Origin of the sequence: Streptomyces sp. NPDC059166 (assembly GCF_042755185.1) — a bacterium.
Taxonomy (GTDB): Bacteria; Actinomycetota; Actinomycetes; order Streptomycetales; family Streptomycetaceae; genus Streptomyces.
The window spans coordinates 1-13,150 of record NZ_JBHZCI010000037.1; the positions used below are offsets into that span (position 1 = coordinate 1).

Annotated in this window: 11 protein-coding genes; 2 read left to right on the plus strand and 9 right to left on the minus strand. The window is 69.8% G+C overall.

Annotated features, from left to right (window positions below; all coding sequences use genetic code 11):
- Window positions 1-58: 58 nt before the first annotated feature.
- From pssA to ccrA, 7 genes are all read right to left on the minus strand, one after another.
- The gene (gene pssA, locus ACFXOA_RS24900) at window positions 59-913 is read right to left on the minus strand and encodes a CDP-diacylglycerol--serine O-phosphatidyltransferase (RefSeq protein ID WP_362544661.1); all 855 of its coding nucleotides are present in this window, start codon (window positions 911-913) and stop codon (window positions 59-61) included.
- Entirely contained in the window at window positions 900-1,547 is a 648-nt protein-coding gene (locus ACFXOA_RS24905) for a phosphatidylserine decarboxylase (RefSeq protein WP_385032657.1), read from the minus strand. The genes pssA and ACFXOA_RS24905 overlap by 14 nt, the downstream gene beginning before the upstream one ends.
- A 183-nt stretch (window positions 1,548-1,730) precedes the next feature.
- The gene (locus ACFXOA_RS24910; protein WP_385032660.1) at window positions 1,731-2,936 is read right to left on the minus strand and encodes an acyl-CoA dehydrogenase family protein; all 1,206 of its coding nucleotides are present in this window, start codon (window positions 2,934-2,936) and stop codon (window positions 1,731-1,733) included.
- Complete coding sequence (locus ACFXOA_RS24915; RefSeq protein WP_385032663.1) at window positions 2,933-3,466, minus strand: MaoC family dehydratase; 534 nt, start codon at window positions 3,464-3,466, stop codon at window positions 2,933-2,935. Before ACFXOA_RS24915 ends, ACFXOA_RS24910 begins: the two co-directional genes overlap by 4 nt.
- 1 nt (window position 3,467) lies before the next feature.
- Window positions 3,468-4,454, minus strand: a complete 987-nt coding sequence (locus ACFXOA_RS24920; protein ID WP_385032666.1) for an HpcH/HpaI aldolase/citrate lyase family protein — start codon at window positions 4,452-4,454, stop codon at window positions 3,468-3,470.
- On the minus strand, window positions 4,451-6,463 hold the full coding sequence (locus tag ACFXOA_RS24925) for a protein meaA (protein ID WP_385032670.1): 2,013 nt from the start codon (window positions 6,461-6,463) through the stop codon (window positions 4,451-4,453). Before ACFXOA_RS24925 ends, ACFXOA_RS24920 begins: the two co-directional genes overlap by 4 nt.
- Window positions 6,464-6,471: 8 nt before the next feature.
- The gene (gene ccrA / locus ACFXOA_RS24930) at window positions 6,472-7,809 is read right to left on the minus strand and encodes a crotonyl-CoA carboxylase/reductase (protein WP_385032673.1); all 1,338 of its coding nucleotides are present in this window, start codon (window positions 7,807-7,809) and stop codon (window positions 6,472-6,474) included.
- Window positions 7,810-8,510: 701 nt separating this feature from the next.
- Between ccrA and ACFXOA_RS24935 the strand changes: the two genes are divergently transcribed.
- Window positions 8,511-9,299, plus strand: coding sequence for a restriction endonuclease (locus ACFXOA_RS24935; RefSeq protein ID WP_385032676.1), 789 nt, complete (start codon window positions 8,511-8,513; stop codon window positions 9,297-9,299).
- On the opposite strand, the gene ACFXOA_RS24940 is transcribed toward ACFXOA_RS24935, so the two are convergent.
- Entirely contained in the window at window positions 9,286-10,101 is an 816-nt protein-coding gene (locus ACFXOA_RS24940) for a TetR family transcriptional regulator (RefSeq protein WP_385032679.1), read from the minus strand. The two genes, ACFXOA_RS24935 and ACFXOA_RS24940, sit on opposite strands and share 14 nt — an antisense overlap.
- A 91-nt stretch (window positions 10,102-10,192) precedes the next feature.
- Window positions 10,193-11,974: a 3-hydroxyacyl-CoA dehydrogenase family protein gene (locus ACFXOA_RS24945; protein WP_385032683.1), complete on the minus strand. Its 1,782-nt coding sequence runs from the start codon at window positions 11,972-11,974 to the stop codon at window positions 10,193-10,195.
- A gap of 345 nt (window positions 11,975-12,319) precedes the next feature.
- Here ACFXOA_RS24945 and ACFXOA_RS24950 point away from each other — a divergent pair, with 345 nt between their 5' ends.
- Entirely contained in the window at window positions 12,320-12,892 is a 573-nt protein-coding gene (locus ACFXOA_RS24950; protein WP_385032686.1) for an adenylosuccinate lyase, read from the plus strand.
- Window positions 12,893-13,150: the final 258 nt, after the last annotated feature.

The following is a 13,150-nucleotide window of genomic DNA, read 5'->3' on the forward strand; positions in this document are numbered from 1 at the left end:
GCCCGGATGCTGGGGAGCATCCGGGCCGCCTCTCTGTCCGCGCCGCCTGGCGCGCTGTCTACGGGAGCTGAGCAGCCCGTGCCTCGCGCCGGTTGTCACGGAAGGTGTTCACCCTCCGCGCCGTGGCGAAGAGCGGGATCACCGCGCCCAGGACGACCTGGAGGGCGCAGCCGGTCTGCAGCAGCAGCTGCCCGCCGGGAGCGTCGAACGCCCAGGCCGCCAGGAGCCCCATCGCCGCGACGATCCAGCTGAGCATCGCCACCGCGAGGACACCGCGCGGCTTCGGGTACTCGACCCGGCTGACCATGAGCCAGGCCACTCCGATGATCGCGAGCAGCGTCGGCACGAAGGGCAGCTCGAGCAGCACGATCGAGACGACCGTCAGCGCTCCGAAGGGGCTCGGCATGCCCTGGAACATGCCGTCCTTCAAGGTCACGCACGAGAAGCGCGCAAGCCTGAGCACCACCGCCAGCAGCACCACGATCGCCGCGAGCGCCGACACCCGCTGGTGTGCGTCGTCCGCGACCATGCCGTACACCAGCACGAAGTAGGCCGGTGCCAGGCCGAAGCTGATCAGGTCGGAGAGGTTGTCCAGCTCCGCCCCCATCGGCGAGGAGCGCAGCTTGCGTGCCACGAGGCCGTCGAAGAGGTCGAACACGGCGGCCATGAGCATGAGGATCACCGCGGTCGCCGCGGAGTGCCTCGCCATGCCGGACTCGTCGCTGCCCGTGAGGTGCGGGATGAGGATCCCGGTAGTGGTGAAGTACACCGCCATGAAACCGCACGTGGCGTTACCGAGCGTGAGCGTGTCCGCTATCGACAGCCGCATGGAGAGCGGCATGTCCTCCGCGTCGTCCTGCTCGTCCGCCTCGGGAACCCAGCTCGCCTGGGTCTCGGGATCAATCACGGTCAATTCGAGTCACCCCCGCAGTGGTGGCCTGGCCGACCTCGACCGCGACGTCGACACCTTCCGGGAGGTAGATGTCCACACGCGAGCCGAACCGGATCAGGCCGATGCGTTCGCCCTGCTCCACCTTCGTCCCCTGCGGGACGTAGGGGACGATGCGACGGGCGACGGCTCCGGCGATCTGCACCATCTCGATGTCGCCGAGCTCGGTGTCGAAGTGCCAGACAACGCGCTCGTTGTTCTCGCTCTCCTTGTTGAACGCCGGGACGAACCCGCCCGGGATGTGCTCGACCGAGGTCACGGTGCCGGCCAGGGGGGCCCGGTTGACGTGGACGTTCAGCGGGCTCATGAAGATCGCGACGCGGGTGCGCCCGTCCTTCCACGGCATGATGCTCTGCACCACGCCGTCGGCCGGCGAGATGACGCGGCCCTGGGTGATCTCGCGCTCGGGGTCGCGGAAGAACCACAGCATGCCCGCCGCGAGCGCGGTGGTGGGCACGGCCACGGCGGCCCAGCGGCCGGACCTGCGGGCCCGGGCGAGGCTGAGCGCCGCGGTGGCGACGGTCGGGAGGAGCCACGGCGAAGCTCCGCGCGCAAGGCGGACTCCGCCGCGGGATGCAGAGATTTGGCTGTCGGGCATGGATGACCTTCGTAGCGGATGATGCCGCGCTGGCAACGGGGGGACGGCGGCTTTTCCCGCGATGCTATCGGGTGCGAGCGGCAACTGGGCAAGCCAGCAGCCGAGTCGGACAGCTGAAAGGCTCCGCACGGGGGTGACCGGGTGTGATCTTCTTCGCCACCAAATCACCCCGTAAGGGACATTTCAGCCCTGGAGCCGGTACTCCTCGAGCAACCGGCGACCGATGATCATTTTCTGGATCTCGGCGGTACCTTCACCGATCAGCAGCATCGGGGCCTCGCGGTAGAGGCGCTCGATCTCGTACTCCTTGGAGAAGCCGTAGCCGCCATGGATACGGAAGGCGTCCTCGACGACTTCCTTGCAGTACTCGGAGGCGAGGTACTTCGCCATCCCTGCCTCCAGGTCGTTCCGCTCCCCGGAGTCCTTTTTGCGTGCCGCGTTCACCATCATCGCATGGGCGGCTTCGACCTTGGTGGCCATTTCGGCCAGTTTGAACTGGATCGCCTGGTGCTGGGCGATCGCTTTCCCGAAGGTCTGGCGCTGCTGGGCGTACGACACGCCGAGTTCGAACGCACGTTGTGCGACACCGCAGCCACGTGCGGCTACATTCACGCGTCCCACCTCGACGCCGTCCATCATTTGGTAAAAACCTCGGCCCGTCGTCCCGCCCAGTACACGATTGGCCGGAATGCGTAGCCCGTCCATGATGAGCTCGGTCGTGTCGACCCCCTTGTAGCCCATCTTGTCGATCTTCCCCGGGATCGTGAGGCCGGGGCGGACCTCGCCGAATCCCGCCTCCTTCTCGACGAGGAAGGTCGTCATGGACTTGTGCGGCGCCGTTCCCTCCGGGTGTCCTTCGTCACTCCGGCACAGGACGGCGACCAGGGTGGACGTGCCGCCGTTCGTCAGCCACATCTTCTGACCGTCGAGGACGTACTCGTCGCCGTCCTTGACGCCCTTGGACGAGATCGCGGAGACGTCGGACCCCAGGGCCGGCTCGGACATCGAGAAGGCGCCGCGCACCTCACCCAGGGCCATGCGCGGAAGGAAGGTGTCCTTCTGCTCCTGGGTGCCGTGCTGCTTGAGCATGTACGCCACGATGAAGTGCGTGTTGATGATGCCCGACACACTCATCCAGCCGCGGGCGATCTCCTCGACGCAGAGCGCGTACGTCAGGAGCGACTCGCCCAGACCGCCGTACTCCTCCGGGATCATCAGCCCGAAGAGACCGAGCTCCTTGAGGCCTTCGACGATCTCGGTCGGGTACTCGTCGCGGTGCTCCAATTGGGTCGCGACAGGGATGATCTCCTTGTCCACGAAATCCCGGACGGTGGAGAGGATCTCCTGCTGGACATCCGTCAGACCGGCGGTCTGCGCGAGTCGGCTCATGGCTGCTTCTCCACGTTCTTGCTCGACGGCTGATCGAACTCGGGGCGGCCGGGCTGCTCTCCGCCGCGCTCCTTGATGTACGTCTTGGTGGGCACCATCACCTTGCGGCGGAACACGCAGACGAGCGTGCCGTCCTGCTTGTAGCCCTTCGTCTCGACGTACACGATGCCCCGGTCGTTCTTGGACCTCGACGGCGTCTTGTCGAGCACGGTCGTCTCGCCGTAGATCGTGTCGCCGTGGAAGATCGGGGCCACGTGCTTCAGCGACTCCACCTCCAGGTTGGCGATGGCCTTCCCGGAGACGTCCGGCACGGACATGCCGAGCAGCAGGGAGTAGATGTAGTTGCCGACGACGACGTTCTTCCTGAAGTCCGTCGTCCGCTCGGCGTAGTTGCTGTCCATGTGCAGCGGGTGGTGGTTCATGGTCAGCAGGCAGAAGAGGTGGTCGTCGTACTCCGTGACCGTCTTCCCGGGCCAGTGCTTGTAGACCGCGCCGACCTCGAACTCCTCGTAGGTGCGTCCGAACTGCATCTCAGGCCTCCGGGGCTTCGAACTTGGAGGTGCGCTGCATGCCGGCGGCGCGTCCCTTGCCCGCGATGACCAGGGCCATCTTGCGGCTCGCCTCGTCGATCATCTCGTCCCCGAGCATCGCCGATCCCTTCTTGCCGCCCTCCTCGGAGGTGCACCAGTCGTACGCGTCGAGGATGAGCTCGGCGTGGTCGTAGTCCTCCTGGGACGGGGAGAACACCTCGTTCGCCGCGTCGACCTGACCGGGGTGGAGCACCCACTTGCCGTCGAAGCCCAGCGCCGCCGCGCGCCCCGCGACCTCGCGGTAGGCGTCCACGTCGCGGATCTGGAGGAACGGGCCGTCGATCGCCTGGAGGTCGTGCGTACGGGCGGCCATCAGGATGCGCATCAGGATGTAGTGGTAGGCGTCGGCCGGGTAACCGGGCGGCTGCTGGCCGACGACCAGCGTCTTCATGTTGATCGAGGCCATGAAGTCGGCCGGGCCGAAGATCAGGGTCTCCAGGCGCGGGGAGGCCGCGGCGATGTCGTCGATGTTCACCAGGCCCTTGGCGTTCTCGATCTGCGCCTCGATGCCGATCCGGCCGACCTCGAAGCCCATCGTCTTCTCGATCTGGGTCAGCAGCAGGGCCAGCGCGACGACCTGCTGGGCGTCCTGGACCTTCGGCAGCATGATGCAGTCGAGATTCGGGCCCGCGCCCTCGACGACGGTGATGACGTCGCGGTACGTCCAGTGCGTCGTCCAGTCGTTCACCCGTACGACCCGGGTCTTGCCGGTCCAGTCGCCGTTGTTGAGGGCGTCGACGATGTGGTGCCGCGCGCCCTCCTTGGCGAGCGGCGCGCAGGCGTCCTCCAGGTCCAGGAAGACCTGGTCGGCCGGGAGGCCCTGGGCCTTCTCCAGGAACCGCGGGTTCGATCCGGGCACCGCCAGACACGAGCGGCGGGGGCGCAGCCGGTTCGGGGCGGCGGCGGGGGACGGGCTGGGCGTGGTCATGCGGGGACCTCCAGAGGGTCGAGCTTGTTCGCTTTCCGGATCTCGTCGACGATACGGCCGATGATCTCCGTGATGCCGAAGTCCTTCGGGGTGAAGACGGCGGCCACACCGGCCTCGATCAGGGCGCGCGCGTCGGCCTGGGGGATGATGCCGCCGGCGATCACCGGGATGTCCGGGGCGCCGGCCTCGCGCAGGCGGTGCAGCACGTCCGGTACCAGCTCGGCGTGCGAGCCGGACAGGATGGACAGGCCGACGCAGTGCACGTCCTCGGCCAGTGCCGCGTCGGTGATCTGCTCGGGCGTCAGCCTGATGCCCTGGTAGACCACCTCGAAGCCCGCGTCCCGGGCGCGCACGGCGATCTGCTCGGCGCCGTTGGAGTGCCCGTCCAGGCCCGGCTTGCCGACCAGCAGCCGGAGCCGGCCGACACCCAGGTCCGCCGCGGTGCGGTCGACCTTCTCGCGTACGACGGCGAGAGGGGTGCCCGGCTCGGCGGTCACCGCCACCGGCGCGGACGAGACGCCCGTCGGAGCGCGGAACTCCCCGAAGACGTCGCGGAGGGCCCAGGCCCACTCCCCGGTGGTGACGCCCGCACGGGCGCACTCGACGGTCGCCTCCATCATGTTGCCGGTGCCCGCCGCGGTCTTCTTCAGGGCCGCCAGCGCCTCCGTGGCACGTGGCTCGTCGCGGTTGTCGCGCCACTCGTGCAGGGCCTCGACGACCCGCGCCTCGTTCGCCGGGTCGACCGTCATGATGGCGGCGTCCAGATCCGCCGTCAGAGGGTTCGGCTCGGTCGTCTCGTAGACGTTGACGCCGACGATCTTCTCGTCACCGGACTCGATGCGGGCACGCCGTGCCGCGTGCGAGGAGACCAGCTCCGACTTGAGGTAGCCGGACTCGACGGCCGCCATCGCGCCGCCCATCTGCTCGATCCGGTCCATCTCGGCCAGCGACTCCGTGACCAGCTCGTCGACCTTGGCCTCGACGACGTGCGATCCGGCGAAGATGTCCTCGTACTCCAGCAGGTCGCTCTCGTGGGCCAGGACCTGCTGGATGCGCAGCGACCACTGCTGGTCCCAGGGGCGCGGCAGCCCCAGGGCCTCGTTCCAGGCCGGCAGCTGCACGGCGCGGGCGCGGGCGTCCTTGGAGAGGGTCACGGCCAGCATCTCCAGCACGATCCGCTGGACGTTGTTCTCCGGCTGAGCCTCCGTGAGTCCCAGGGAGTTGACCTGCACGCCGTAGCGGAACCGGCGCTGCTTGGGGTCCGCGATGCCGTACCGCTCGCGCGTGACCCGGTCCCAGATGCGGCCGAAGGCGCGCATCTTGCACATCTCCTCGATGAAGCGGACGCCCGCGTTCACGAAGAAGGAGATCCGGGCCACGACATCGCCGAACCGTTCCTGCGGCACCTGTCCTGAGTCACGCACCGCGTCGAGGACCGCGATCGCCGTGGACATCGCGTAGGCGATCTCCTGGACCGGCGTGGCCCCCGCCTCCTGCAGGTGGTAGCTGCAGATGTTGATCGGGTTCCACTTCGGGATGCGGTTGACCGTGTAGGTGATCATGTCGGTGGTCAGCCGCAGTGAGGGCCCGGGCGGGAAGACGTGCGTCCCCCGCGACAGGTACTCCTTGACGATGTCGTTCTGCGTCGTGCCCTGGAGCCGGCCGGGATCCGCGCCCTGCTCCTCGGCGACCACCTGGTACAGCGCCAGCAGCCACATCGCGGTGGCGTTGATCGTCATCGACGTGTTCATCTGCTCCAGGGGGATGTCCTGGAACAGCCGGCGCATGTCACCGAGGTGCGAGACGGGCACGCCGACCCGGCCCACCTCGCCGCGGGCGAGCACGTGGTCGGGGTCGTAGCCGGTCTGCGTGGGCAGATCGAAGGCGACCGACAGACCCGTCTGGCCCTTGGCGAGGTTGCGCCGGTACAGCTCGTTGGACGCCTCGGCCGTCGAGTGGCCGGCGTACGTCCGCATGAGCCAGGGACGGTCCTTCTGACGTTCGGTCATGGTGGACCTCAGACGTTGCGGAAGCGGTTGATGGCGTCCACGTGCTGCTCGCGGAGCTCGGTGTCGCGCACGCCCAGGCCTTCGCGGGGTGCCAGGGCGAGGATGCCGACCTTGCCCTGGTGGAGGTTGCGGTGGACGTCGTACGCGGCCTGGCCCGTGTCCTCCAGGGAGTAGACCTTGGAGAGCGTCGGGTGGATCTTCCCCTTGGCGATCAGGCGGTTGGCCTCCCACGCCTCGCGGTAGTTGGCGAAGTGGGAACCGATGATGCGCTTGAGCGACATCCACAGGTAGCGGTTGTCGTACTCGTGCATGTAGCCCGAGGTGGAGGCGCAGGTGGTGATCGTGCCGCCCTTGCGGGTGACGTAGACCGAGGCGCCGAAGGTCTCGCGGCCCGGGTGCTCGAAGACGATGTCGATGTCCTCGCCGCCGGTGAACTCGCGGATCCGCTTGCCGAAGCGCTTCCACTCCCTGGGGTCCTGGGTGCGCTCGTCCTTCCAGAACTTGTAGCCCTCGGCGTTGCGGTCGATGACCGCCTCAGCGCCCATCGACCGGCAGATCTCGGCCTTCTCCGGGCTGGAGACCACGCAGATCGGGTTGGCGCCGCCGGCCAGCGCGAACTGCGTGGCGTACGAGCCGAGTCCACCGCTCGCGCCCCAGATCAGCACGTTGTCGCCCTGCTTCATCCCGGCGCCGTTGCGCGAGACGAGCTGGCGGTACGCCGTCGAGTTGACCAGTCCGGGGGAGGCGGCCTCCTCCCAGCTGAGGTGCTTCGGCTTGGGCATCAGCTGGTTGGACTTGACGAGCGCGATCTCGGCGAGACCACCGAAGTTGGTCTCGAAACCCCAGATGCGCTGCTCCGGGTCGAGCATCGTGTCGTTGTGGCCGTCGGAGGACTCCAGCTCGACCGAGAGGCAGTGCGCGACGACCTCGTCGCCGGGGTTCCAGGCGTTGACGCCGGGGCCGGTGCGCAGGACGACGCCCGCCAGGTCGGAGCCGATCACGTGGTACGGCAGGTCGTGGCGCTTGGTGAGCTCGCTGAGCCGGCCGTAGCGCTCCAGGAAGCCGAAGGTCGACACCGGCTCGAAGATGGAGGTCCAGACGGAGTTGTAGTTCACCGAACTGGCCATGACGGCGACGAGCGCCTCGCCGGGGCCGAGTTCGGGCACGGGGACCTCGTCCACGTGCAGGGACTTGCGGGGGTCCTTGTCGCGGGTGGCGAGGCCGGCGAACATCTCGGCCTCGTCCTTGTGCACGGTCACCGCACGGTACGACTCGGGGATGGTCAGCGCGGCGAAGTCCGCGGCCGTGCTGTCCTGCGATTGGATCGCGTCCAGGATTTCCTTCACGGTGATGCCTCCGGCAGATCGGGTCTCCGGCGTCGAGGGAACGCCGGAAGGACCCCTGTGGTCAGGGGAGTGGTGCGGTGTGGAGGTGTGCCGTCGGTTCGGCGGGTGGTGCTGCGTGCCTGCTCGGTGGAGCAGAAGGGTTGCCTGTGACGCAGGCGCCCGGGCGCGTGGACACGTGGTCCGCGGGGACAGCCGGCGTACGAGAGATCTCTGCACGCCGGCCGCCCGGACACCTTCAACTTATGGCACTGCGTGACAGGTGGCAAGGCACCCAGTGCCAACAATTTCTCTCAGTTGTCATCTCGTGGGCACGCATGAGCAACATCATGGGCGGTATGCCCCGTTGCTCCATCTTTTGCGGGTGCCACGGCGCGGTTCGATACACGTACGGCGTCGTCGCGCCCCGGTCGCCGGAGCCCGGCCCGCGTGGGGACCGGGGCCGGTGTCCCGCTCCTGTCCGCCCCGAGGGAAGGGGCCCTTGTCCCCGAGGGAATGGCGCCCCGTCGTCCCCGAGGCGGCCCCGCGGGGACGATGGGGCGCCGCCCGGACGGGTGAGGCCGCCGTGCGGGCCGTCATGCGGCGTCCGGACTCGTGCATCCGCCTTTGACCACGTGGTTTCCAGGTCGCACGGCGTCAACCGCCGTCCGGTGGGCAGATGGAAGTGATCTTGACGGAACGCGAACGGCAGGGGTGGGTGCACGGTGGGCATACGACGGCGCGGAGGGCCGCGCGACGGGCGGGGAACCGGGTTCGACATCCGCAGGACGGCCTTCGGATTCGCCCTCGCGGCCATCCTCCTCTGCGGGGGCGGACTGGCGCTGCGCACCGCTCTGCGGAGCGCCGAGCGGCATCCGGCGCCGGCCGTGGTCATGGCCGCACTGCTGGTGGCGGGGGCCGTCCCCCTCCTGCGCAGGCGCCAGGACCGCAGACGGGCGGCCAGGGCCGCGAACGCGGTGGTCGAGACCGCGTACGAGGTCGTGGACGCCGCGCTCGAGGAGCACGAGGCGGCCGGCGTACAGGTCACCGAACCGCTGTGGCGCCCGCTGCCGGCCGACTGCACGACCATGGACCCCTACGCGTTCGAGGAGGCCGTGGCCGCGCTCTGCCGGCGGGACGGCTGCCCCGACGCCGAGGTCGTCGGCGGCGCGGGCGATCTGGGCGCGGACGTGATCGCCACGACGCCGGACGGCAGGCGTCTGGTGGTCCAGTGCAAGAGGTACACGGCGGACAACAAGGTCGGCTCCCAGGACCTCCAGCGCTTCGGAGGCACCTGCTACGCCGTGCACGGCGCGGACGTGGCCGTCGTCGTCACCACGAGCGACTTCACCGCGCCCGCTCTGGAGTACGCGGGACGGTGCGGGATCCTCTGCGTGGGACTCGACGAGCTCACCGCGTGGGGCGAGGGCGCCGCGCCGCCGCCCTGGCACGAGACCGTGCCCGTGTCCGGGCCGGCGGGGGACGACCCGCAGGCGTCCGTCAGTGTTCCTTGAGAGCCTGCTGGATCGTGCGCATGACCTCGTTGAGCGGCGCGTCCGTACGCGCCACGGCGACCAGGACCTCGCCCTCCTTCGACACCGAGGCGGCGGGGGACCTGCCGGAGTCGCCGCCCATCGTCCGCCCCGCACCGATGCCCGTGCCGAAGGTCTCCCGCACGATCGCGAAGGCGTGGTCGAGCTGGCTCTCCACGTCACCCTGGCCGTCCGCGCGCAGCCAGCGGCGCAGCACGTGGTTGTGCGCGGTGACCACGGCGGACGCGGCGACCTCGGCGAGCAGCGGGTCGTCGTTCTCCACATGGTGGTCGCGCTCGTCGAAGTGGCCCAGCAGATAGCGCGTGAACAGTCGCTCGTAGCGGGCCACCGAGGCGATCTCGGCCTCCCGGAGCGTGGGCACCTCACGGGTCAGCTTGTACCGAGCCACGGAGACCGCCGGCTTCGCCGCGTACATCTTCATGACCTCCTTGATGCCGCGGCACACCGTGTCGAGCGGGTGCTCGTGTGCGGGAGCGGCGTTCAGGACGGCCTCGGCCCTGACGAGGGTGTCGTCGTGGTCCGGGAAGATCGCCTCCTCCTTCGAGCGGAAGTGGCGGAAGAACGTGCGCCGGGCGACCCCGGCGGCCCCGGCGATCTCGTCGACCGTCGTCGCCTCGTACCCCTTGGTGGCGAAGAGTTCCATCGCCGCGGCGGCCAGCTCGCGGCGCATCTTGAGCCGTTGGGCGGCGGCCCGGGTGCTCGCGGCACTCTCCGGGGCGTCCGTCGCGGCGGAGGAACGAGGGGACTTGGCGGGTTGGGACATGAGGTGAACGTAACCCATCGGTGCAGGAGAGTGCGCCTGTGGGGGCGGGTCGCCCGAGGGCCGCAGCAACCCGCCCCACCCTGCACCGGGGTCAGCGGCGGGCATACTCGCGGAAGCCGCGCCCCGTCTTGCGGCCGAGGCAGCCGGCGGCCACCAGGTGCTCGAGCAGCGGTGCCGGAGCGAGTCCCGGATCGCGGAACTCGCTGTGCAGAACCTTCTCGATGGCGAGCGAGACGTCCAGGCCCACCACGTCCAGGAGCTCGAACGGCCCCATCGGATACCCGCCGCCCAGCTTCATCGCCGCGTCGATGTCGTCCAGCGTCGCGTAGTGCTCCTCGACCATCTTGATCGCGTTGTTGAGGTAGGGGAACAGCAGGGCGTTGACGATGAAGCCCGCCCGGTCACCGCAGTCCACCGGGTGCTTGCGCACCTTGACGCAGACCTCGCGGACCGTGGCGTGGACGTCGTCGGCGGTCAGGACCGTACGGACCACCTCGACGAGCTTCATCGCGGGAGCGGGGTTGAAGAAGTGCATCCCGACGACGTCCTCGGGGCGGGCGGTCGCTCTCGCGATCGCCACCACCGGCAGTGAGGAGGTGGTGGTGGCGAGCACCGCTCCGGGCCTGCACACTTTGTCGAGGGTCGCGAAGAGCTCCCGCTTGACGTCCAGATCCTCGGCGACGGCCTCCACGGCGAGGTCCACCTCGGCGAACGAGTCCAGCGTGCCCGCCGCGGTGATCAGGGCGAGCGCCCCGTCCCGGGCCTCGGCGGTCATTCTCCCCTTGGCGACCGAACGCTCCAGGGACTTCGCGATGCGCTCCTTGGCCCTGTCCGCCTTCTCCTGGCTGCGCGCGGCCAGCACGACCGCGTAGCCGGACTTCGCGAACACCTCGGCGATGCCCGACGCCATCGTCCCCGACCCCGCGACGCCGACGGAGGAGACCGTGCGACCCGTGACCGTGCCCGTCCCGTCCACCGGCGTCAGGGCGTCCGGCACCACGGTCTGGCTGCCGGGCGCGTCGTAGGTGTAGAAGCCGCGGCCGGCCTTGCGTCCGGTGAGTCCCGCCTCGCTGAGCTGCCCGAGCACCGGGGCGGGGGCGTGCAGCCGGTCGTGGGAGGCCGCGTACATGGCCTCCAGGACCGTGCGGGCCGTGTCGACGCCGATCAGGTCCAGCAGCGCCAGCGGGCCCATCGGCAGCCCGCAGCCCAGCTTCATCGCGGCGTCGATGTCCTCACGCGAGGCGTAGTTCGCCTCGTACATCGCCGCGGCCTGGTTGAGGTAGCCGAACAGCAGGCCGTCCGCGACGAACCCCGGCCGGTCACCGACCGCGACCGGTTCCTTGCCCAGCTCGCGGGCGAGCCGGGTGACGCTCTCCACGGCGGGCGGAGCCGTCAGCACGGAGGAGACCACCTCGACCAGCTTCATCGCCGGTGCGGGATTGAAGAAGTGCAGACCGAGCACCCGCTCGGGGTGCTGCGACTCGGCGGCCAGCCTGGTCACCGACAGGGCGTTGGTGCCCGTCGCGAGGATGGTGGTGGGGGAGACCACCGCGTCGAGCTCCCGGAAGACCTGCTGCTTGATCTCGTAGTTCTCCGGCACGACCTCGATGACCAGCTCCGCGTCGGCCGCGGCCCGCAGATCGGAGAAGGTACGGAACCGCGCCAGGATGTCGTGCCGCTCCTGCTCCGTGATGCGCTCACGGAGCACGGCGCGCGCCGTGGAGGCTTCCAGGGCGGCGACTGCCTGCCGTGCGGCGGCTTCGTCGACGTCGATGCCGATGACCTCGCGGCCGGCTCGGGTCAGGACCTCGGCGATGCCGGTTCCCATCGTGCCGAGGCCGACCACGGCAATGGTGCTGAGCGGGGTGTCCATCACGGGACTCCAGGGTGAGTGACGACTGAGGCGGGGCACGGCGCGCGTGGGCGGAAGCCCGACCGGCGCTCGGTGCGAGGGAATTGCGTGTCGTGGTGCACGGTCCCCGGACGCGCACGGCGCACCGGGGGAGGGGTGACGGGCTCTGCCCCGAGCCTCGTCTCACGAACTGCCGAACCGACAAGCACTCCGGGTGGCTGCGTCACCAGGCCACTGGAGCCGGCGGGTGTGTGTCCCGCTCACCTGAGACTAACCGGCGAGTAACGAGCGCGCCAGCCCTGGCGGCCTGTGCGCCGGCACACAGTTCGCCGAACACGCAGCGTCCTCGTCGATAAACTCATCGTCATGGACGAGGAGTTCCGCTCACTGACCGACAGGCTGGGGCGCGAGGCGCGGGAGCCGGAGGCCCTTCGCAGGCTGATCGCCACCGAGGACCCCGAAGAGCTCGCGGGGGTGCTGGTCGAACGCGAACGCCCGCTCTGGGCCCGGGAGATCGCGGCGTTCCGGCTCGGTTGCCTGGGGGACCGCCGCTCCTTCGAAGCGCTTGTCCTCCTCCTCAACCATCGCGATCCCGAACGGTGCGTCTCGGCGGCGCACGCGCTCCGCCTGCTGAACGACCCCCGCACCCCCCGCGCGGCCGCCGCCCTCGCCACCAACACCATGCGCACGGCCTACGCCCTGCACCCGGTGCGGCTGCTCACCGCGCTGCGCGCACCGGAGTCCGTACCCGCGCTGGTCAGCACCCTGCACCGGCTCCTGGCCCCCGAGGAGCCGCACTGGCGCGTGGCCCTCGCGTGCGTGGAGGGACTCGGAGCCCTGGGAGACGGCAGGGCCCGCCCCGTACTGGAGGCGGCCCTGCCGCACCCGCGACTCGGCGCGGCGGCGGAGGAGGCGCTGGGGCGGCTGCCGGCGGGGTGAGGGCGGGAGGGGTGACGGCGGGCGCGGGTTGCCCGGGGGTGGCACCGGTCCGAGGAATGCCCCCACGGAGCCCGCCCCGACGGGATCACCGGCACCCAGCCGGCCATCGCCCACCTCCTCGCCGAGACCCCCGTCGACGAAGGATCGCCCGCCGCCTCGGCGTGAAGGCCCGTGCCTGCCGCGGCCACATCGCCGAACGTTCACCCTCGGCAGCGGCAGCCGCGCCCAACTCGGCTACCTCATCGCCCGCTCGGGCAT

What these genes read in the sequence shown, in the direction of transcription:
- ACFXOA_RS24905 (WP_385032657.1), bottom strand. Translation starts at nt 1,547, where the DNA reads ATGCCCGACAGCCAAATCTCTGCATCCCGCGGCGGAGTCCGCCTTGCG.
- ACFXOA_RS24910 (WP_385032660.1), bottom strand. Translation starts at nt 2,936, where the DNA reads ATGAGCCGACTCGCGCAGACCGCCGGTCTGACGGATGTCCAGCAGGAG.
- ACFXOA_RS24915 (WP_385032663.1), bottom strand. Translation starts at nt 3,466, where the DNA reads ATGCAGTTCGGACGCACCTACGAGGAGTTCGAGGTCGGCGCGGTCTAC.
- ACFXOA_RS24920 (WP_385032666.1), bottom strand. Translation starts at nt 4,454, where the DNA reads ATGACCACGCCCAGCCCGTCCCCCGCCGCCGCCCCGAACCGGCTGCGC.
- ACFXOA_RS24925 (WP_385032670.1), bottom strand. Translation starts at nt 6,463, where the DNA reads ATGACCGAACGTCAGAAGGACCGTCCCTGGCTCATGCGGACGTACGCC.
- ACFXOA_RS24940 (WP_385032679.1), bottom strand. Translation starts at nt 10,101, where the DNA reads ATGTCCCAACCCGCCAAGTCCCCTCGTTCCTCCGCCGCGACGGACGCC.
- ACFXOA_RS24945 (WP_385032683.1), bottom strand. Translation starts at nt 11,974, where the DNA reads ATGGACACCCCGCTCAGCACCATTGCCGTGGTCGGCCTCGGCACGATG.
- ACFXOA_RS24950 (WP_385032686.1), top strand. Translation starts at nt 12,320, where the DNA reads ATGGACGAGGAGTTCCGCTCACTGACCGACAGGCTGGGGCGCGAGGCG.